Below are 19498 nucleotides of genomic sequence, written 5' to 3'. Positions count from 1 at the left end.
TCATTCAATGCAAACCGAACAACTGGTCGAGCTGGCCGTCGCCGCTCTGGAAGACATGAAAGCGCAGGACATCACCGTCCTCGACGTGCGCGACAAGACCAGCATCACCGACGTCATGGTCATCGCCTCCGGCTCCTCCAGCCGCCAGGTCAAGTCGCTGGCCGACAACGTCCTGGAGAAGGTCAAGGAACAGGGCGTCAAGCCCATCGGCAGCGAAGGCCAGGAAGGCGGCGAGTGGGTGCTGATCGACCTGGGCAACGTGGTGGTCCACGTCATGCAGCCGGCCACCCGCCAGTTCTATGACCTGGAGCGCCTCTGGCTCGGCGCCGAACAGAGCCGCGCCCACCACAGCGGCGAGTAAGCGCCCTTGCGCCTGCGTCTGATCGCGGTCGGCTCGCGCATGCCGCGCTGGGTCGAGGAGGGCTGGCAGGAGTACGTCAAGCGCCTGCCGTCCGAGCTGTCCCTGGAGCTGGTGGAGATCCCGCTGAACACGCGCGGCAAGAACGCCGACGTGGCCCGGCTGATCCGCCAGGAGGGCGAAGCCATGCTGGCCAAGGTGCAGCCCGGTGAACGGGTGGTGACCCTGGAAGTCGAAGGCAAGCCCTGGAGCACCCCGCAGCTGGCCGCCGAACTGGACCGCTGGCGTCTCGACGCGCGCACCGTCAACCTCATGGTCGGCGGCCCGGAAGGGCTGGCGCCGGAGGTCTGTGCGCGCAGCGAACAGCGCTGGTCGCTGTCGCCGCTGACCTTGCCGCACCCGCTGGTGCGCATCCTGGTGGGCGAGCAGATCTACCGCGCCTGGACGGTGCTGTCCGGGCACCCCTACCACAAGTAGTCGTAGCCGTACTCGATGCCGCAGCCGATACAACTCAAGGACCACGAGAAGGACGCCCGCCTGGTGCGCCGCCGGGTCGTCGTCGGCGCGGTGGCGATCTTCCTCCTGGCCCTGGTGCTGGTGGCGCGCATGTACCACCTGCAGGTCACCCAGTACGAGTACCACTCGACGCTGTCGGAGAACAACCGCGTCCACGTCCAGCCGATCCCGCCGAACCGCGGCCTGATCTACGACCGCAATGGCGTGCTGATCGCCGACAACCGCCCCAGCTTCAGCCTCACGGTCACCCGCGAGCGCACCGAGAACCTGCAGCAGGAGCTGCAGGCGCTGGTGGAGATCCTCGGCCTGACCGAGGAGGACAAGGCGATCTTCGAGAAGCGCATGAAGCAGGGCCGGCGGCCGTTCGAGCCGGTGCCGATCATGTTCGAGCTGTCCGAGGAGCAGATCGCCCGCATCGCCGTGAACCAGTACCGCCTGCCGGGCATCGACGTCACCGCGCAGTTCGTCCGCCACTACCCGCTGGGCGAGCACTTCGCCCACTCGGTGGGCTACGTCGGGCGGATCAACGAGGCCGAGCTGAAGGTGCTCGACCCGGTCAACTATTCCGGCACCCACCACATCGGCAAGACCGGCGTGGAGAAGTTCTACGAGGCCGAGCTGCACGGCACCGTGGGCTACGAGGAGGTCGAGACCAACGCCCGCGGCCGCGTGCTGCGCGTGCTCAAGCGCACCGACCCGGTGCCGGGCAAGGACATCGTCCTGAGCATCGACAGCAAGCTGCAGGCCAAGGCCGAGGAGGCCCTGGGCGGGCGCCGCGGCGCCATCGTGGCGATCCAGCCGGCCACCGGCGAGGTGCTGGCGATGGTCAGCCAGCCGAGCTACGACCCCAACCTGTTCGTCACCGGCATCAGCTTCAAGGACTACTCGGCGCTGCGCGACTCCATCGACCGCCCGCTGTACAACCGCGTGCTGCGCGGCCTGTACCCGCCGGGCTCGACGGTGAAGCCGGCGGTGGCCCTGGCCGGCCTCGACTCCGGGGTGGTCACGCCTGGCTCGCGGGTCTTCGACCCCGGCTACTACCAGTTGCCCAACTACGACCACAAGTACCGCAACTGGAACCGTTCCGGCGAGGGCTGGGTGAACCTGGAGACGGCGATCATGCGCTCCAACGACACCTACTTCTACGACCTCGCCCACAAGCTGGGCATCGACAGGCTGCACGACTACATGAGCCGCTTCGGCTTCGGCCAGCGCGTGTCCCTGGACATGTACGGCGAATCCCCCGGGCTGATGCCCTCGCGCGAGTGGAAGCGCGCCACCCGCCGCCAGGTCTGGTTCCCCGGCGAGACGCTGATCCTCGGCATCGGCCAGGGCTACATGCAGTCCACGCCGCTGCAGCTGGCGCAGATGACCGCGCTGATCGCCAACCACGGCAAGTGGATCCGCCCGCACCTGGCCAGGACCGTCGACGGCCAGCCGCCGGTCGACCCCGAGCCGATGCCCGACATCGACCTGCGCGAGCCGGGCAACTGGGAACTGATCGACTCCGACATGCAGCAGGTGGTGCACAATGCCCGCGGTACCGCGCACAAGGTCGGCGCCGCCTCGGTCTACCGCATCGCCGGCAAGTCCGGTACCGCGCAGGTGGTGGCGATCAAGCAGAACGAGCGCTACGACCGTTCCAAGCTCAACGAGCGCAACCGTGACCACGCGCTGTTCATCGGCTTCGCCCCGGCGGACAACCCGCAGATCGCGGTGTCGGTGATGGTGGAGAACGGCGAGTCCGGCTCCGGCGTCGCGGCGCCGGTGCTCAAGCAGGTGATGGACGCCTGGCTGCTGGACGAGAACGGCAAGCTCAAGCCCGAATTCGCGCCACAGGTGGCGGAGGCGCCGAAGCCATGAGCATGAACATGAACCCGAACTTCGACCGAACGCTGTCCAACGAGGACGTGATGAAGCGGCGTGCCAGCCTGCTGCAGCGGCTGCACATCGACGGGCTGCTGCTGCTGCTCCTGCTGGTGCTGGGCGCGGCCGGCCTGTTCGTCCTCTATTCGGCCAGCGGCAAGAGCTGGGACCTGCTGCTCAAGCAGGCCTCGTCCTTCGGCCTGGGCCTGGTGATGATGTTCGTCATCGCCCAGATCGAGCCGCGCTTCCTGGCCCGCTGGGTGCCGCTGGGCTACCTGATCGGGGTGCTGCTGCTGGTGGTGGTGGACGTCATGGGCCACAACGCCATGGGCGCCACGCGCTGGATCAACATCCCCGGGGTGATCCGCTTCCAGCCCGCCGAGTTCATGAAGCTGTTCATGCCCATGACGCTGGCCTGGTACATGTCCAAGCGCAACCTGCCGCCCAACCTCAAGCACCTGGTGATCAGCCTGGCGCTGATCGGCGTGCCCTTCGTGCTGATCCTCAAGCAGCCGGACCTGGGCACCGCCATGCTGGTGCTGGCCTCCGGCGCCTTCGTGCTGTTCGTCGGTGGCCTGCAGTGGCGCTGGATCCTCGGTGCGGTGACCGCGGCGGTGCCGGTGGCGGTGGCCATGTGGTTCTTCGTCATGCACGATTACCAGAAGCAGCGCGTGCTGACCTTCCTCGACCCGGAAAGCGACCCGCTGGGCACCGGCTGGAACATCATCCAGTCAAAAGCGGCCATCGGTTCCGGCGGTGTTTTCGGCAAGGGCTGGCTGCTGGGCACCCAGTCGCACCTGGATTTTTTGCCCGAAAGCCATACGGACTTTATCATTGCCGTGCTCGGCGAAGAGTTCGGCCTGGTGGGGGTCTGCCTGCTGCTGGCCCTGTACCTGATGGTGATCTACCGCGGGCTGGTGATCACGGCGCAGGCGCAGACGCTGTATGGCAAGCTGCTGGCTGGCAGCATCACCATGACCTTCTTCGTGTACGTGTTCGTCAACATTGGTATGGTCAGCGGGTTGCTGCCGGTCGTGGGGGTACCGCTTCCCTTTATCAGCTACGGCGGAACTTCGCTGGTGACGCTGATGTCAGGGTTCGGGGTTTTGATGTCGATTCATACGCACCGGAAATGGATCGCCCAGGTTTGAAGAAGAAACGTTGAGACCAGAGTGAAGAAAGGAATGCAGATACTGCGCGAGTGGGCCGTCAGGGGTGTCCATTGGGTGGGGTTGGCCGGGGCCATCGGCTTCGGCGGCGCCGCCCAGGCGGGCGACTACGACGGCTCGCCCCAGGTCGCCCAGTTCGTCGGGGAAATGACCCGCGACTACGGCTTCGCCGACGAGCAGTTGCTCTCGCTGTTCCAGGACGTCGAGCGCAAGCAGTCGATCCTCGACGCCATCTCCCGGCCCGCCGAGCGCGTCAAGCCGTGGAAGGACTACCGGCCGATCTTCCTCACCGACGCGCGCATCAAGCGCGGCGTGGAGTTCTGGAACCAGAACGCCGAGGCCCTGGCCCGCGCGGAGAGGGACTACGGCGTGCCGGCCCAGTACATAGTGGCGATCATCGGCGTCGAGACCTTCTTCGGCCGCAACACCGGCAACTACCGGGTGATGGACGCGCTGTCCACCCTGGCCTTCGACTACCCGCCGCGCGCCGACTTCTTCCGCAAGGAGCTCAAGCAGTTCCTCCTGCTGGCCCGCGAGCAGCAGGTCGACCCGCTCGGCCTGAACGGCTCCTACGCCGGCGCCATGGGCCTGCCGCAGTTCATGCCCAGCAGCTTCCGCGCCTACGCCGTGGACTTCGACGGCGATGGCCACATCAACATCTGGACCGACCCGACCGACGCTATCGGCAGCGTCGCCAGCTACTTCAAGCAGCACGGCTGGCAGGCCGGCGAGCCCGTGGTATCGCAGGCCGAGCTGAGCATGGACAGCGCCCAGGACGCCATTACCCAGGGCCTGGAGCCGCAGATGAACCTCGGCCAGCTGCGCGCGGCGGGCTGGCGCACCCATGACGTGCTGCGCGACGACCTCAAGGTCACCGCCATCCGCTTCGAAGGCGCGGACGGCCCCGAGTACTGGGTCGGGCTGCCCAACTTCTACGTGATCACCCGCTACAACCGCAGCGCCATGTACGCCATGGCGGTCCATCAGCTGGCCGGCGAGATCGTCCGGGCGCGAGGTGTCCAGTGAACCAGCGACTGAAGCGACCGGGCTTCTGGCCGGCGGCGGCGTGCTTTGGCCTGAGTGCCGTGCTGCTCGCCAGCTGCACCAGTTCCCGGGCTCCGCAACCGGCCAGCAGCGGCGGCCTTTCCGGGCCGATGGACTACAGCCGGCCGCACCGTGACGGCGCCCCCTGGTGGGACGTCGACGTGTCGCGCATCCCCGATGCCGTGCCGATGCCGCACAACGGCCCGTTCAAGAACAACCCCTACACCGTGCTGGGCAAGACCTACTACCCGCTGAACGACGCACGCGCCTACAGCGTGACCGGCACGGCGTCCTGGTACGGCACCAAGTTCCACGGCCAGGCCACCGCCAACGGCGAGATGTACGACCTCTACGGCATGACCGCGGCGCACAAGACGCTGCCGCTGCCCAGCTACGTGCGGGTGACCAACCTGGACAACGGCAAGAGCGTCATCGTCCGCGTCAACGACCGCGGCCCGTTCTATTCCGACCGCGTCATCGACCTGTCCTTCGCCGCCGCCAAGAAGCTCGGCTACGCCGAGACCGGCACCGCGCGGGTCAAGGTCGAGGGCATCGACCCGCAGCGCTGGTGGGCCGCCCAGGGCCGCCCGGTGCCCATGGTCCTGGCGCAGCCGAAGATGGCGCCGGTGCAAAGCGCGCCGGCTGCCAGCGCGCAGCCGCAGGCGGTGGCCATGGCCCAGCCGATCGAGGTCTACACCCCGCCGCCGGCGCAGCACGCCGCGCCCGTGGCGCCGGTGCAGATCGACTCAAAAAAAAACGCTTCATTACCAGCCGCTGGCCTGTATCTCCAGGTGGGTGCCTTCGCCAACCCGGACGCTGCGGAACTCCTCAGGGACAAGATCAGCGGCATGACCTCGGCCCAGGTGTTTATCAGCTCGGTCGTGGTCAACAAGCAGACCTTGCACCGGGTGCGCCTGGGGCCGATCGGAACGCAGGATGAAGCGGCGCGGATGCAGGACAGCATCCGCCTGGCCAACCTCGGCCAACCCAAGCTGGTGCGCCCGGACTGAACGCGGCGCACCGACGAAGCGGCACGCCAGAGGCCGCCCGGGAATTCCCCCAAGGGATTGTTTGACCATTAGTGAACCCCAGAGAGACGGATGAACATCAACACCATCGCCAAACGCCTGTCCATGCTCGTGTTGCTCAGCGCCCCCGTGGCCGGCTGGGCGGCTGAATCCGTTGTCCCCGCCGCGCCGCAGCTGGCGGCCAAGGCCTGGGTGCTGATGGACGGCGCCAGCGGCCAGGTCCTGGTGGAGAACAACGCCGACGAGCGCCTGCCCCCGGCCAGCCTGACCAAGCTGATGACCGCCTACATCGCCACCAAGGAGATCGAGGGCGGGCGCATCGCCGAAACCGACCAGGTGACCGTCAGCGAGCACGCCTGGCGCACCGGCGGTTCGCGCATGTTCATCAAGCTGGGCTCGCAGGTGTCGGTCAGCGACCTGCTGCACGGCATCATCATCCAGTCGGGCAACGACGCCTCCGTCGCCCTGGCCGAGCACATCGCCGGCAGCGAGGACGCCTTCGCCGACATGATGAACAACACCGCGCAGAAGCTGGGCATGACCAATTCCCACTTCATGGACGCCACCGGCCTGCCGAACCCGGAGCACTACTCCTCGGCCCACGACATGGCGGTCCTGGCCCGCGCCATCATCTACGGCGAGCCGACTCACTACGCCATCTACGCCCAGAAGGAATTCCTCTGGAACAACATCAAGCAGCCCAACCGCAACCTGCTGCTGTGGCGCGACAAGACCGTCGACGGCCTGAAGACCGGCCACACCGACGAAGCCGGCTACTGCCTGGTGGCCTCGGCCGTGCGTGACGGCCAGCGCATGATCGCCGTGGTGTTCGGCACCAACAGCGAGCAGGCCCGCGCCGCCGAGACGCAGAAGCTGCTGACCTACGGCTTCCGCTTCTTCGAATCGCAGACCTTCTACAAGAAGGGTGCCGAACTGACCAAGGCCCTGGTCTGGAAGGGCTCCGAGCATGAAGTGAAGGCCGGCCTGTCCGAAGACCTGACCATGACCGTGCCGCGCGGCCAGCTCAAGCAGCTGCAGGCCAACATGGTGCTGCAGCCGCAGCTGATGGCCCCGATCCAGCAGGGCCAGGTGATCGGCAAGGTGGAAGTGAAACTGGGTGACAAGGTCGTGCGCACCTCCGACCTGGTGGCCCTGAACGCCGTGGAGGAGGGGGGTATCTTCCGCCGCCTGTGGGATAGCATCCGCCTGTTCTTCTACGGCCTGTTCAACTGACCGACGGTTCCCGGGCTCGTACTTTTGTATACAAGCCCGGGAATTTCTGCGCATGCGCGCGCCCGACTCAGGTAAAATGCGCGCCTGCGCCTGATCGACCTCCCCGTGGCGTCGGCAGCCGTCAGGTCCGATCCATCCGGAACCTCCCGACCCGGGAGCTTCGTACGGAGGCGGGCTACCCGCCCGCGACAGCCATGACTGAAACCACTGATACCAGCACTCCCCCCGCGCCCAAGATCGAGTTCCCCTGCGAGCGCTACCCGATCAAGGTGATCGGCGACGCCGGCGATGGCTTCGCCGACCTGGTCGTGGAGATCATCCAGCGCCACGCGCCGGACCTCGACGTCACCACCCTGGTGACCCGCGACAGCCGCAACGGTCGCTTCCTCTCGGTGCAGGTGCTGATCACCGCCACCGGCGTCGACCAACTGCAGAACATCCACAGCGACCTGCGCGCCAGCGGCCGCGTGCACATGGTGCTGTGATGCCCGGGGCCGGTCCTTCCCTGGGCTTCCGCGAACTCGGCGTGCTGCCCTACGAGCCGACCTGGCACGCCATGCAGCGCTTCACCGCCGAGCGCGACGAGAGCACGCCCGACGAAGTCTGGCTGCTGGAGCACGAACGGGTGTTCACCCAGGGCCAGGCCGGCAAGGCCGAGCACCTGCTGCTGCCCGGCGACATCCCGGTGGTCCAGGTGGACCGCGGCGGCCAGGTGACCTACCACGGCCCCGGCCAACTGGTGGCCTACCTGCTGCTCGACGTGCGCCGCTCGCACCTGGGCGTGCGCGAACTGGTCACCCGCATCGAACAGAGCCTGATCGGCCTGCTCGAGGGCTTCGGCGTCAACGCTGTGTCCAAACCCGACGCCCCGGGCGTCTACGTGGACGGCGCGAAGATCGCCTCCCTCGGCCTGCGCATCCGCAATGGCCGGTCCTTCCATGGCCTGGCGCTGAACGTCGACATGGACCTGGAGCCTTTCCGTCGTATCAATCCCTGCGGCTACGCAGGCATGGCCATGACCCAGCTGCGCGAGCTGGCCGGCCCCATCACCCTGGCCGAGGTGCGCGAACGCCTGCGCGGCGAACTCACCGAGCGTCTTGGCTACGCTGAACAGAAGACCCTAACGGGCGGGATCGAACTGAGATGAGCACTGTTGTGGAGACCCCGGGCCAAGGCAAGCCGGGCAAGGTGGAGGTCGGCGTCAAACTGCGTGGCGCCGAGAAGGTGGCACGCATCCCGGTGAAGATCATTCCCACCGAGGAACTGCCGAAGAAGCCCGACTGGATCCGCGTGCGCATCCCGGTCTCCCCGGAAGTCGACCGCATCAAGCAGCTGCTGCGCAAGCACAAGCTGCACAGCGTCTGCGAGGAAGCCTCCTGCCCGAACCTGGGCGAGTGCTTCTCCGGCGGCACCGCGACCTTCATGATCATGGGCGACATCTGCACCCGCCGCTGCCCGTTCTGCGACGTCGGCCACGGCCGGCCGAAGCCGCTGGACGCGGACGAGCCGGCTAACCTGGCCATCGCCATCGCCGACCTGCGCCTGAAGTACGTGGTGATCACCTCGGTGGACCGCGACGACCTGCGCGACGGCGGCGCCCAGCACTTCGCCGACTGCCTGCGGGAAATCCGCAAGCTGTCCCCCGGCATCCAGCTGGAAACCCTGGTCCCGGACTACCGCGGACGCATGGACATCGCCCTGGAAATCACCGCCGCCGAGCCGCCGGACGTGTTCAACCACAACCTGGAAACCGTGCCGCGGCTGTACAAGTCCTCGCGTCCGGGTTCGGACTTCGAGTGGTCGCTGGACCTGCTGCAGAAGTTCAAGCAGCTGGTGCCCCAGGTGCCGACCAAGTCCGGCCTGATGCTCGGCCTGGGCGAGACCGACGACGAGGTCATCGAGGTCATGCAGCGCATGCGCGAGCACGAGATCGACATGCTGACCCTCGGCCAGTACCTGCAGCCCTCGCGCAACCACCTGCCGGTGCAGCGCTTCGTCCACCCGGACACCTTCGCCTGGTTCGCCGAGGAAGGCGCGAAGATGGGCTTCAAGAATGTCGCCTCCGGCCCGCTGGTGCGTTCCTCGTACCACGCCGACCAGCAGGCCCACGGCGGCAAGATCGGCTGACCGCTCCCGTCGCGATGAAAAGGCCGGCCCGGCAACGGGCCGGCCTTTTTCATGGGCGCATGTCTTAGCTCCGTGCCCATCCGTCTCCCGCCGCCACCCCCTCTACCGCGCCGCCTCCGGGGGAGCGCAGCGGTGCGTGATGGCACTTTGCCAGAAAACCCTATGGGCTCCGGGAACCCCGGCTGACCGCCGGGGAGGCCGGGTTCGCCGTTCTTAATTGCCATTTCCTACGATTTATAGGGGGTTTCTTACCTTAATCCATTTTCTCATTTGCCCGACCATTTGTTCGGGGCCCCAGAGGCCCCGGATAACCAACGTGTGAAGCCCGGCAAGGGCAGACACCGCATTGACCTGGAGTTCGAACAAATGAGCAAGAAGCTGATAGCCGCCCTGGCCAGCCTTTCACTCGCCGGCCTGTCCGGTACGGCGCTGGCTGTCGACGGCACCCTCACCTTCGAGGGGGTGATCAATAGCAAGACCTGCACCCTGGACCCCGGCAGCGCCAGCCAGACCGTCAACCTGCCGCCGGTGAGGGCCTCGGAATTCCAGAACGCCGGCCAGGCGCTCGGCGCGCAGGCCTTCTCCCTCAAGGCCAGCGGTTGCGACGCCGACGCCATGGTCGCGGCGGTGTTCGTCAGCGGCGGCAACGTCGATCCGGCCACCGGCAACCTGAACAACACCATCGCCACCAGCGCCGGCGGCACCGATGCGCAGGTCGCCCTGTACCAGAGCGACGGCAGCACCAAGCTCGACCTGAGCGACCCGGCCAGCTCCGGCGGCTACCAGACCCAGACCGATGGCTCGGGCAACGCCACCCTGGGGTTCGTCGCCAAGTACATGTCGAAGAACGCCACCACCGCCGCCGGTGTGCTCAAGACCAACCTGCAATACACCATGAGCTACCAGTAAGCCCGCCACCCCGGGGGGGCACCTCCCCGGGGGTACCATCGAGGTCTTCATGAGTATCCCCAAGCGTGCTGTCGCAATGACGGCAGGGCTGGCCTTTGCCGCCAGCCTGAGTTCCGCCACCTGGGCCGCCGTCAGTGTCCAGGGCACTCGCCTGGTCTATCCGGCCAGCGAGCGCGAGATCACCGTCCGCCTGAGCAACGACGGCCAGGTGCCCGCGCTGATGCAGGTGTGGATCGACCGTGGCGACATCCAGGCCCAGCCCCAGGATGCCGACGCGCCCTTCGTCGTCACCCCGCCGATCTTCCGCCTGGACCCGGGCAAGGGCCAGTCGGTGCGGGTCGCCTTCAGCGGCGAGAACCTGCCCGCCGACCGCGAGTCGCTGTTCTGGTTCAACGCCCTGGAAATCCCGCCGATGCCCGAGGCCAGCGAGCGCAGCTACATGCAGATCGCCGTGCGCTCGCGGCTGAAGCTGTTCTACCGCCCGCCGGCGCTGGCCGGCAACGCCGCGGCGGCGGCCCGCGCGGTGCGCTGGCAGGTGCTGGAGCAGGGCGGCAAGCGGGTGCTGCGTGGCGACAACCCCTCGCCCTACCACGTCTCCTTCGCCAGCCTGGGGCTGCGGCAGGGCGGGCGTAGCCACGACCTCGGCCCGGGCATGATCGAGCCCTTCGCCAAGGGCGATTTCGCCCTGCCCGCTGGCGTGCGCTCCGACGGGCTCATGCTGGAGTACCGCTGGATGAGCGACTACGGCGTGGCCACCGAAGAGCGGGTGAAGGTGCCGTGAACGGGCAACGACCCCGCGCCGAGCTGATCCGCTACTGGAGCGGCCGCCGCGGCAGCGCCGTCGCCCTCGGCACGCTCGCCGCCCTGCTGGCCGGCCTGCCGAGCCTGGCCGGCTGGGCGAACGAGCAGCCGCTGCGCTTCGATACCGACTTCCTGCGCAACGCCCCGGGGCAGGACATCGACCTGTCGCGCTTCGAGCAGGGCAACCCGGTGCAGCCCGGCCGCTACACCCTGGACCTGTACCTCAACGGCAACTGGATGGGCCGCCAGCGCCTGGAGGTCGACGCGGACGCCGGGGTGTGCTTCAGCCGCGAACAACTGCGCGAACTCGGCCTGGCCGAGGAACGCCTGCCAGCGGCGAGCCGCGCCGCGCTGGAGGCCGCCGAGCCGGGCTGCGTCGACATCCAGCGCCTGCTGCCGGACAGCCGCGCCACTCCCGACCTGGCCGACATGCGCCTGGCGCTGAGCATTCCCCAGGCCTACCTGCGCCGGGTGCGCGCCGACCAGGTCGATCCGGCCGACTGGGACAGCGGCGTAACCGCGGCCTTCGTCGACTACAACGCCAACGCCTACCGCAACGAGGTCAACGGCCGCAGCTCCGAGCAGTACTACGCCGGCCTCAACAGCGGGCTGAACCTGGGCGACTGGCGCCTGCGCCACAACGGCAGCTACAGCCGCGTCGACGGGCGTTCGGACTACAACTCGGTCAGCAGCTACGTCCAGCGCGACATGGCCGGCCTGAAGTCGCAGTTGACCCTGGGCGAGTACTACACCCCGGCGGACCTGTTCGACAGCGTGCCCTTCACGGGCGTGCAGCTGGCTTCCGACGAGCGCATGCTGCCCGACTCGCAACGCGGCTTCGCCCCGGCCATCCGCGGCGTGGCCGAGAGCAATGCGCGGGTCACGGTGCGCCAGGGCGGCAACATCCTCTACGAAACCACGGTGGCGCCCGGCCCCTTCGTCATCGACGACCTCTACGGCACCGGCTATGCCGGCGACCTGGAGGTCACCGTCAGCGAGGCCGACGGCCGCGAGCGACGCTTCACCGTACCCTTCGCCAGCGTGGCGCAGCTGCTGCGCCCCGGGGTGTCGCGCTACAGCGTCAGTGCCGGCAAGTACCGCGACGAGCGCCTGGACAGCACGCCGAACTTCGTCCAGGGCACCTACCAGCGCGGCCTGTCGAACCTGTGGACCGGCTACACCGGCAGCCTGGTCGCCGACAACTACCTGGCGTTGCAGGGCGGCCTGGCGCTGAGCACCTCGCTGGGCGCCTTCGCCTTCGACGTCACCCGTTCCCGCGCCTCCGGCCTGGACCCGTCGCACGGCCTGGGCGGCAGCGCCAGCGGCGAGAGCTACCGGCTGAGCTACAGCAAGCTGGTGGAAACCACCGGCACCAACTTCATGGTCGCCGCCTACCGCTTCTCCAGCGAGGGCTACCTGGGCCTGAGCGAGTTCGCCGAGCTCAGCGAAGGTTCCGGCGGCCTGGGGCGCTTCCGCCAGCGCAACCGCTTCCAGGCCAATATCAGCCAGCCGCTGGGCGAGGGCTGGGGCAACTTCTACCTCAGCGGCTCGGCGCAGAACTACTGGAACGCCGGCGCCGGCAGCGACGTCAGCTACCAGGCCGGGTACACCAACGGCTGGCGCTGGGGCAGCCTGAACCTGTCGGCGAGCCGCACCCGCTCGCTGACCGGCGAGAGCCAGAACCAGTACCTGCTCAGCCTCTCGCTGCCCCTGGGCTACACGCCCGGCGCGCCGTTCCTGAGCAGTTCGTACAGCCGCACCGACAACGGCACCAGCGACGCCCAGCTGGGCCTGTCCGGCGCCCTGGGCGAGGCGGGCAGCTTCAACTACGGCCTCTACGCGTCGCGCAGTCGCAGCGAGGGTGGCAGCAGCGCCAGCAGCGGCGCCAACGCCCAGTATCGCTCCGTGGCCGCCACCCTCTCGGCCAGTGCCAGCGATGGCGATGGCTACCGGCAGTTGGGCGTGGGCGCCAGCGGCAGCCTGATGGTGCATGGCGGCGGGGTGAACTTCAGCCCCGACCAGGGCGAGACCAAGGTGCTGGTCGAGGCCAGCGGCGCCGCCGGCGCCCGCCTGCTGAACAGCTATGGCGCGCGGGTGGCCGGCAACGGCTATGCCTTCGCCAGCGGCCTGATGCCCTATCGGCGCAACCAGGTGGCGCTGGACCCACGGGGCCTGGCCGAGGACGTCGAGCTGGAAGCCACCGAGCAGACGGTGGTGCCGACCTTCGGCGCGGTGGCCCTGCTCAGGTATCCGACGCGCAATGGCCAGCCGTTGCTGCTGACGTTGCGCGACGCGGCCGGCGGCAAGCTGCCGGTGGGCGCCGAGGTACTCGATGTCGCCGGCACCAGCCTGACCCTGGTGGGCCAGGGCAGCCGGGTGTTCCTGCGGGCCGACCAGGCGCAGGGCGAACTGCTTGTGCGCTGGGGCGCCAGCGCCGACCGCCAGTGCCGCGCCAGCTACCAGTTGCCCGAAGGCAAGCCCGAGGGCCAGCCGTTCTTCCTGGTCGAGTCGCTATGCCGTTCTTCCACCTGATGCACGGGGCCGCACGTTGCCCTGGAGGCTCCGTATGCCGAGAGTGATGCTATTGCCACTGCTGTTGCTGTTCCTCGCGCCGTCGGCCTGGGGGTTCAGCTGCTCCTTCGTGGATGGCTACCAGAAGTCCAGGTTCCCCATCTCCATCGACAAGGTCGTTTCCTCGCCGCGGGACAAGCCGATCGGCAGCGTTCTGCATGACTTCACCTGGCAAACGGCGACTGGGGTGACCATCGACTGCGGGGGTTGGCCCTGGGAGCGGGGCACCGTGCAGGGGCGGCTCGCCGGCGGGTTTGGCGCGCCGGTGCAGGGTATCCCCGGCTACCCCAATGGCGACCTGATGGAGAGCGGCATCCCGGGCGTGGGCATCCTGGTCTGGTGGTGCAACTATGCATCCGACTGCCCGAGCCCGCCTGCGGCCAACCGCAGCACCTCGCTGGTGCAAAGGTTGAACTGGGGTTTCCGCGGCGGTACCTATGTGCCGCGGAACATCTGGTGGGTGCGGCTGGTGAAGACCGGTGAGATACAGGCCGGGGCCCATGGCTTCAACGGCATGGCCACGGTGCGCTATGCCGACCTGGATATCGCCGAACTGACCGTCCACGGCACCGTCAGCACCGCAGTCCCGGCCTGCCGTATGCAGACGCGCGATCTGGTGGTGCGCATGCCCACGGTCCACGTCGGCGTCTTCCAGCGGCCGGAGGAAACGGGCGCCGTCGAGCGGCCCTTCGACATCGTCCTGGACTGCGACGCGGGCATCCGCCTGAGCTACCGGATCGACCCGCTGCACGGCATGGAAACCCCCTTCATCATGCGCAACCGCCCGGGTGCCGGCATGGCGAACGTCGGCATCCAGGTCCTGAGGGCCAACACCGCCACACCCGAGACGGTGCAGCTTGCCGTCAAGCATGCCTACCTGGACGCCACCGAAGTGGGCCTGCTGCGCATGCCGTTCCTGGCCAGGTATGTAGCCATGTCGCCAGGGGCCACGCCGGGGCTGGTCTCCACCTCGGCCATGCTCACCCTGAGCTACGAGTGATGCGCTGCACGATCGAGGCCGCGATGCTCGTCAGGCAGGTGGATGCCGTTTCGGTGGGGTAGGCGTTCCGGCAGACGCTAGTAGTCCGTAATCCATGGCTGACGCTGCCGGGCACCGCTTCCCACTCTTTCCTCTTGCAGGACTCAGGGGCAATTCGCCTGGGCTGTCAGGGGGCTGCTTATTCGGAGCCATCCTGCGCTTCATCATGGGGGCAGGTGGGAGCCGGGACGATAGGCGAACGCCGTCACTTTCACCCCAGGATCCGCTGAAGCTCGGGTTGACCGACGATCGCACCTGGTCGGAAGTCTCGGTGCGGCGGCACGGTGAGGGCTTCGGCGTTGTTCATCTTGTTCTACGAGTGAGGGGGGGATGCCGGTGCGAGCCGGCGCCTCCGGCTCGCACGGTGGGCTTCAGTCGCCCTGCTGCAGGCGCGCCAGCAGCGCCGGCGTGGGGTAGCCGTCGGCCGGCAGGCCCTGGCTCTGCTGGAAGGCGCGGATGGCCGCACGGGTATTGGCGCCGATGATGCCGTCCGGGTTGCCCGGCTGGTAGCCGCGGGCGGCCAGGCCTTGCTGCAGGGCGATGCGCTCGCTGCGGCTGAGCGGGCGGTCTTCCACCGGCCAGCCGGCCTCGATGCGGCCCAGGCCCTTGAAGCTGTCCGACAGCAGCCCGACGGCCAGGGCGTAGGCGGTGGAGTTGTTGTACCTGAGGATGGCGCGGAAGTTGTCCAGCACCAGGAAGGCCGGCCCGCGGTAGCCGGCCGGCAGCAGCAGCGAGGCCGTGGCCTGGGGGTTGCCCGGCAGGCGCCCGCCCACCGGCTGCACGCCCATGCGCAGCCATTCGCTGATCGGCTTGCGGATGCCCATGTCGGCCTGGGCGTAGTCGAAGCCCTGGGCCAGGCGCACCTCGAAGCCCCAGCTCTGGCCGGGCTTCCAGCCCGAGGCCTGGAGGTAGTTGGCGGTGGAGGCCAGGGCATCGTCGGCCGAGCGCCAGATGTCGCGGCGGCCGTCGCCGTCGAAGTCCACCGCGTACTGGTCGTAGGTGGTGGGGACGAACTGCGTCTGGCCCATGGCGCCGGCCCAGGAGCCGACCATGTCGGTGGCCGGCACGTCGCCGTGCTGGATGATCCGCAGGGCGCTCAGCAGTTGGCCGTGGGCATACTCCGGGCGGCGCCCCTCGTAGGCCAGGGTGGCCAGGGAGCGGATCACGTTGCGCTCGCCCATGTTGCTGCCGAAGTTGCTTTCCATGCCCCAGATCGCCACCACGGCCTCGGCATCCACCGCGTAGCGGCTGTCGATGCGCTGCAGCACCGCGGCGTTCTGCGTCAGCTTGCCCTGGCCGTTGCGGATGCGCGCCGGCGACACGGCGCCGGCCAGGTACTCCCACACCGGCCGGGTGAACTCCGGCTGGCTGCGGTCGGCGGTGAGCACCGCCGGGTCGGGCTCGAGGCCGGCGAAGGCCTGGTCGAAGGTCTGCGGGCTGATGCCGGCGGCCAGGGCCTGCTGGCGGAAGCCGTCGCGCCAGGCCTCGAAACTGATGGAAGGCAGCGGCTGGCCATCGGCGCCCTGCAGCGCGGTGGCCGCGGACGGCGGCGAATTCGCCGCCGGCGCGTCGGCGCAGGCGGAGAGCACGCAGGCACTGAGGAGGGTCAGGCAGAGGGGGAACAGGCGGAAGGGTGAAGCGGGTGTGCGCATTGCGCTCCTCGGCGGGTTCTTCAGGCAGCGGCCACCTTAGCATGCGGACGGCGGGGCGTCTGCCGCCGGGCCGGGTGCCACGATGACAGGCTGTTGCAGGTTCAGGGGGAGGACTTGGCCTTGGCGGCGCTCTGTTCCAGTTCCTTGAGCATCTGCTCGTAGGCCGCGCAGTCGTCCGGGCGTTCCTTGCTGGAGCGGCTCTTCTTCATGGCGGCGAGCTGTTCGTTGAGGCGCTTGGCGGTTTGCGGGTCGCGCTGGGTGATGGAGGCGACCTTTTCCGCCACCTGGCGCCCCTTGGCCTCGGCTTCCTGGTCGGAACAGAAGGCCCAGGCCGAATTGGCCACGGGCAGCAGGGCCAGCACCAGGCCGGCGGCGAGTGTCCTGGTGTTCATCGTGCATCTCCGGGTGTCGTGTCTATTCCATGGAGGCCGCACGGGGGCAGGAGTTCCATCGATCTTGCCGGAGGGCGGGCAGCGGCCATGCTCGCCTGCACGCCCGGCTCCGTTCGTCGGGGAAGCCTCCGTGCCGCCCCGGCGGATGGCCGCCGCATCGCCTGCCCCGGCGGGCAGGCCGGGCCTCAGAAGTAGTAGCCGATGTTGCTGTACAGCTGGTTTTCCCAGTGGCCGGTGCCGCCGGCGCCCAGGCTCTGGGTGTAGTCGCTGCCGCCGATGTACGGGTCGTTCCTGCCGTGCAGCCATTCCAGGGCTATCCACAGCGGGCCGAGGCTGAACGAGCTGCCCAGGATGAGGCGCTGGGAGTCGCTGAAGGCGCTTTCGTCCTTGTCGAACAGGCTGTAGTTGCCGTAGAGCTTGATTCCGGAGAGCCAGCCGTAGCGGCCGGGGATGTCGTAGCTGAGGTCGGCGACGTAGAGGTTGCCCTTGGCCGCGACGTTGAAGGTGCCGTCGAAGCTGCCGAAGCTGACCAGTTCGTCGGTCCCCGGGTTCTTCGCGTTCATCTGCTGGCGCGTCGCCTGCGCCTGGATGCCCCAGGGGCCGCGCTTGCCGCTGTAGTGCAGGGCGAAGGCGTAGCGGCTGCCGTTCTCGTCGGTGTCCCGGTTGTCGAGGGTCGAGCCCAGCACGGAAGCGCCGATCTCCGAATTCCAGCCGCCGGCTTCGAACTTGCGGGCCAGCCGGCCGACCAGGATGTTGCGTTCATGGTTGTCGCTGCCGTCGGCCACGTAGTCGTCGGCCGTGGCCACGCTGGTGCCGTAGGTGCGCCCGCCGCGGCTGGTGCCGCGCCCCTGTTCCGCCGGGATGGGGTAGTAGGCGGCCTGCAGGTCCCAGCCATCGGTGTTCTGCAGGTATTTCACGCCGATGTCCTGGGTGTCTTCCAGGCCTATCACATTGCCCAGGGTCTCGAAGAAGGTGCTGCCGAAATACGGCAGCAGGCCGAACGGGATGGGCGTCTGGCCGACCTGCACCTGGCGCTGCGCGGAGAACCTGTAGCCGACCCAGGCGTACTCGGCGAAGGCGATGTCGCCGACCCGGTCGGTGTATTCGTAGGGGTAGGCATCGCCGTAGAAGCGGTACTTGGCCGCGGCTATCCAGGTGTCGGAATGGTAGTCGGCGGTGAGGAAGAAGGTGTCGAAGCTGAACTTGGAAATATCCCGGTCCGGATCGTAGTCCAGGCGGCCGCGCAGGGCGCCGCCGAGGTCGAGGTCGTCGGTGATGGATACCGCGTTGGCCGGGTGGGCCAGCAGGGTCAGCGGCAAAATGCAGGCGATAAGCCGGAGATGCAGTTGCATCGTGGACTGCTCCAATGTTTGTCGGTTCTTGTTGTCGGGAGCGGGCGGCGCCGGGCCGCCCGTGGCCTGGGCCCGGTCAGCCGATGTCGCTTCCGGCCAGCGGGCGGCGGGCGAGGGAGGGCGCCCACAGGTAGCCGAGGAAGGCCAGGCAGAAGGAGGCCGGCGCGGAGAAGCTGGACAGCTCGGCATGGCCGAGCAGGGCGATGCCCACTGCGGCGGAGATGAACCAGGTCAGCAGGCCGCGGGCATTGAAGGCGGGCAGTTGCGCGGGATAGCCGCCCGGCTGGCCGCGCGTCCTGCGGATCTGCGCGAGGGCGATCGCCACCCAGGAGACGATGAAGATGCTCTGGTACGACAGCGCCTGGAGGATGTAGCCGAAGACGTCCAGCAGCATCAGCAGGTAGACCAGTGTCCCGGTCAGCAGCGCCCAGGCCGCGTAGGGCACCCGGCCCAGGCCCAGGCGGGCGAAGAAGGCCTGCATGTTGGTCGCGGCGAGGAAGAAGTTGCCGGTGTTGATGCGCGTCTGGGTGATCCAGACGAACAGCAGGCCGCCCAGCCCCATCAGCTTGATGATCGCCAGCACCACCGAGACCTCGCTCAGGCCGCCGTCGCTGGGGATGGTGGCGGCGAGGAAGATGCCGACCGTGCCGTTGAGCAGGAAGGTGACCACGTAGAAGGGCATGCCGAAGTTCACCCGCGCGTGGTAGTCGCTATCCTCGGGCCGGCCGTAGCGGGCGTAGTCCCAGGTGTACATCATCAGCACCCAGACGCCCATGAAGTAGGTGAAGCAGTTCCACCAGCCGTGCGCCACCGGGCCGCCCGGCGGGGCCAGCTCCAGCCAGGCCGTGGAATAGCCGTATTCGGCGATGCTCATGCCGACCAGGGCGAACAGGCCGATGAGGTAGAGCGGCAGCAGCAGGCCGTTGAGCTTGTCCAGCCGGCGCATGGCGTTGCCGAAGATCATCAGCACGCTGTAGATCACGACCACCAGCGCCGAGGCGTGGGTGCCCAGCGCGGGGAAGCTGTGCTGCAGCGCCACGGCCATCACCGAGCCCTCGAACACGCTGTAGTAGACCGCCGTGGCGCAGAAGATCAGCGTGGCCAGGGCCGCGCCGGCCTTGCCGAACAGCACCTGGGAGAAGAGCGCCACCGACAGCCCGCTGGCGATGGCGTAGCGGCTGATGATTGCGTTGATCGCCCCGTAGCTGAGTACCGACAGCAGCAGGCCGATGAGTGCGTTGAGGGTGCCGTAGCCCATTGCCAGCGCCGCGGCGACCACCAGGTAGAACATCGCGCTGCAGATGCCCCACCAGGCCATCGTCAGCGAGCCGCGGCCGAGCCGCTGGGCCTCGGGAATCACTCCCGCGGCGAGTTCCGTGGATGAAGCCGAATTCGAGATTGCTCCTGCCATGACCGTCCCCTTGTTGTTGTTGAAATGAGC

Annotated in this window: 18 protein-coding genes; 14 read left to right on the top strand and 4 right to left on the bottom strand. The window is 68.1% G+C overall.

Features of this window, described 5'->3' with window-relative positions:
* Positions 1 to 7: 7 nt before the first annotated feature.
* The 14 genes from rsfS to DK254_RS04790 all read left to right on the top strand — a co-directional run bounded on the left by rsfS (position 8) and on the right by DK254_RS04790 (position 14622).
* Positions 8 to 361, top strand: coding sequence for a ribosome silencing factor (rsfS, locus tag DK254_RS04855; RefSeq protein WP_009617292.1), 354 nt, complete (start codon positions 8 to 10; stop codon positions 359 to 361).
* A gap of 6 nt (positions 362 to 367) precedes the next feature.
* Entirely contained in the window at positions 368 to 835 is a 468-nt protein-coding gene (rlmH, locus tag DK254_RS04850) for a 23S rRNA (pseudouridine(1915)-N(3))-methyltransferase RlmH (RefSeq protein ID WP_009617293.1), read from the top strand.
* A gap of 15 nt (positions 836 to 850) precedes the next feature.
* Positions 851 to 2737, top strand: coding sequence for a penicillin-binding protein 2 (mrdA, locus tag DK254_RS04845; protein WP_109932647.1), 1887 nt, complete (start codon positions 851 to 853; stop codon positions 2735 to 2737).
* A 50-nt stretch (positions 2738 to 2787) separates the two neighbouring features.
* Positions 2788 to 3891, top strand: a complete 1104-nt coding sequence (gene rodA / locus DK254_RS04840; RefSeq protein ID WP_089391260.1) for a rod shape-determining protein RodA — start codon at positions 2788 to 2790, stop codon at positions 3889 to 3891.
* Between the two features lie 21 nt (positions 3892 to 3912).
* Positions 3913 to 4935, top strand: a complete 1023-nt coding sequence (mltB, locus tag DK254_RS04835) for a lytic murein transglycosylase B (RefSeq protein ID WP_109932645.1) — start codon at positions 3913 to 3915, stop codon at positions 4933 to 4935.
* On the top strand, positions 4932 to 5963 hold the full coding sequence (locus DK254_RS04830; RefSeq protein ID WP_109932643.1) for a septal ring lytic transglycosylase RlpA family protein: 1032 nt from the start codon (positions 4932 to 4934) through the stop codon (positions 5961 to 5963). The genes mltB and DK254_RS04830 overlap by 4 nt, the downstream gene beginning before the upstream one ends.
* Before the next feature lie 90 nt (positions 5964 to 6053).
* Positions 6054 to 7214 carry a D-alanyl-D-alanine carboxypeptidase family protein gene (locus tag DK254_RS04825; RefSeq protein WP_109932641.1) on the top strand — a complete coding sequence of 387 codons (1161 nt, stop codon included), beginning with the start codon at positions 6054 to 6056 and terminating at the stop codon, positions 7212 to 7214.
* Positions 7215 to 7408: 194 nt separating this feature from the next.
* Complete coding sequence (locus tag DK254_RS04820) at positions 7409 to 7699, top strand: DUF493 domain-containing protein (protein WP_074981961.1); 291 nt, start codon at positions 7409 to 7411, stop codon at positions 7697 to 7699.
* Complete coding sequence (lipB, locus tag DK254_RS04815) at positions 7699 to 8361, top strand: lipoyl(octanoyl) transferase LipB (RefSeq protein WP_109932639.1); 663 nt, start codon at positions 7699 to 7701, stop codon at positions 8359 to 8361. The genes DK254_RS04820 and lipB overlap by 1 nt, the downstream gene beginning before the upstream one ends.
* Positions 8358 to 9341 (top strand): lipoyl synthase, encoded by a 984-nt coding sequence (gene lipA, locus DK254_RS04810; RefSeq protein ID WP_109932637.1) that lies wholly within the window; start codon positions 8358 to 8360, stop codon positions 9339 to 9341. Before lipB ends, lipA begins: the two co-directional genes overlap by 4 nt.
* Positions 9342 to 9707: 366 nt before the next feature.
* Positions 9708 to 10250 carry a fimbrial protein gene (locus tag DK254_RS04805; protein ID WP_109932635.1) on the top strand — a complete coding sequence of 181 codons (543 nt, stop codon included), beginning with the start codon at positions 9708 to 9710 and terminating at the stop codon, positions 10248 to 10250.
* A 49-nt stretch (positions 10251 to 10299) separates the two neighbouring features.
* Positions 10300 to 11031: a molecular chaperone gene (locus DK254_RS04800; protein ID WP_109932633.1), complete on the top strand. Its 732-nt coding sequence runs from the start codon at positions 10300 to 10302 to the stop codon at positions 11029 to 11031.
* Positions 11028 to 13583 carry a fimbria/pilus outer membrane usher protein gene (locus DK254_RS04795; protein WP_256595799.1) on the top strand — a complete coding sequence of 852 codons (2556 nt, stop codon included), beginning with the start codon at positions 11028 to 11030 and terminating at the stop codon, positions 13581 to 13583. Before DK254_RS04800 ends, DK254_RS04795 begins: the two co-directional genes overlap by 4 nt.
* Before the next feature lie 34 nt (positions 13584 to 13617).
* Positions 13618 to 14622 (top strand): fimbrial protein, encoded by a 1005-nt coding sequence (locus tag DK254_RS04790; protein WP_109932631.1) that lies wholly within the window; start codon positions 13618 to 13620, stop codon positions 14620 to 14622.
* Between the two features lie 410 nt (positions 14623 to 15032).
* Here DK254_RS04790 and DK254_RS04785 read toward each other — a convergent pair whose 3' ends face one another.
* The 4 genes from DK254_RS04785 to DK254_RS04770 all read right to left on the bottom strand — a co-directional run.
* Entirely contained in the window at positions 15033 to 16313 is a 1281-nt protein-coding gene (locus tag DK254_RS04785) for a lytic murein transglycosylase (RefSeq protein WP_109932629.1), read from the bottom strand.
* A gap of 101 nt (positions 16314 to 16414) precedes the next feature.
* Positions 16415 to 16705, bottom strand: coding sequence for a hypothetical protein (locus DK254_RS04780; protein WP_089391238.1), 291 nt, complete (start codon positions 16703 to 16705; stop codon positions 16415 to 16417).
* 185 nt (positions 16706 to 16890) lie between these two features.
* Complete coding sequence (locus DK254_RS04775; protein ID WP_109932627.1) at positions 16891 to 18057, bottom strand: porin; 1167 nt, start codon at positions 18055 to 18057, stop codon at positions 16891 to 16893.
* 76 nt (positions 18058 to 18133) lie between these two features.
* Positions 18134 to 19498, bottom strand: a 1365-nt coding sequence (locus tag DK254_RS04770) for a cytosine permease (RefSeq protein ID WP_371921095.1), incomplete at its 5' end; no start/stop codon positions are given.

The sequence above is a fragment of the Pseudomonas sp. RW407 genome (assembly GCF_003176655.1).
GTDB classification, from domain to species: domain Bacteria; phylum Pseudomonadota; class Gammaproteobacteria; order Pseudomonadales; family Pseudomonadaceae; genus Pseudomonas; species Pseudomonas delhiensis.
The sequence above is the reverse complement of the archived record's forward strand: the minus strand, read 5'-3'. Positions and strand labels throughout refer to the sequence as shown.

Excerpts from the sequence above, each read along its gene's own strand:
- rsfS (WP_009617292.1), top strand. The coding sequence starts at position 8 with ATGCAAACCGAACAACTGGTCGAGCTGGCCGTCGCCGCTCTGGAAGAC.
- mrdA (WP_109932647.1), top strand. The coding sequence starts at position 851 with ATGCCGCAGCCGATACAACTCAAGGACCACGAGAAGGACGCCCGCCTG.
- rodA (WP_089391260.1), top strand. The coding sequence starts at position 2,788 with ATGAAGCGGCGTGCCAGCCTGCTGCAGCGGCTGCACATCGACGGGCTG.
- DK254_RS04825 (WP_109932641.1), top strand. The coding sequence starts at position 6,054 with ATGAACATCAACACCATCGCCAAACGCCTGTCCATGCTCGTGTTGCTC.
- DK254_RS04820 (WP_074981961.1), top strand. The coding sequence starts at position 7,409 with ATGACTGAAACCACTGATACCAGCACTCCCCCCGCGCCCAAGATCGAG.
- lipB (WP_109932639.1), top strand. The coding sequence starts at position 7,699 with ATGCCCGGGGCCGGTCCTTCCCTGGGCTTCCGCGAACTCGGCGTGCTG.
- lipA (WP_109932637.1), top strand. The coding sequence starts at position 8,358 with ATGAGCACTGTTGTGGAGACCCCGGGCCAAGGCAAGCCGGGCAAGGTG.
- DK254_RS04805 (WP_109932635.1), top strand. The coding sequence starts at position 9,708 with ATGAGCAAGAAGCTGATAGCCGCCCTGGCCAGCCTTTCACTCGCCGGC.
- DK254_RS04800 (WP_109932633.1), top strand. The coding sequence starts at position 10,300 with ATGAGTATCCCCAAGCGTGCTGTCGCAATGACGGCAGGGCTGGCCTTT.
- DK254_RS04790 (WP_109932631.1), top strand. The coding sequence starts at position 13,618 with ATGCCGAGAGTGATGCTATTGCCACTGCTGTTGCTGTTCCTCGCGCCG.
- DK254_RS04785 (WP_109932629.1), bottom strand. The coding sequence starts at position 16,313 with ATGCGCACACCCGCTTCACCCTTCCGCCTGTTCCCCCTCTGCCTGACC.
- DK254_RS04780 (WP_089391238.1), bottom strand. The coding sequence starts at position 16,705 with ATGAACACCAGGACACTCGCCGCCGGCCTGGTGCTGGCCCTGCTGCCC.
- DK254_RS04775 (WP_109932627.1), bottom strand. The coding sequence starts at position 18,057 with ATGCAACTGCATCTCCGGCTTATCGCCTGCATTTTGCCGCTGACCCTG.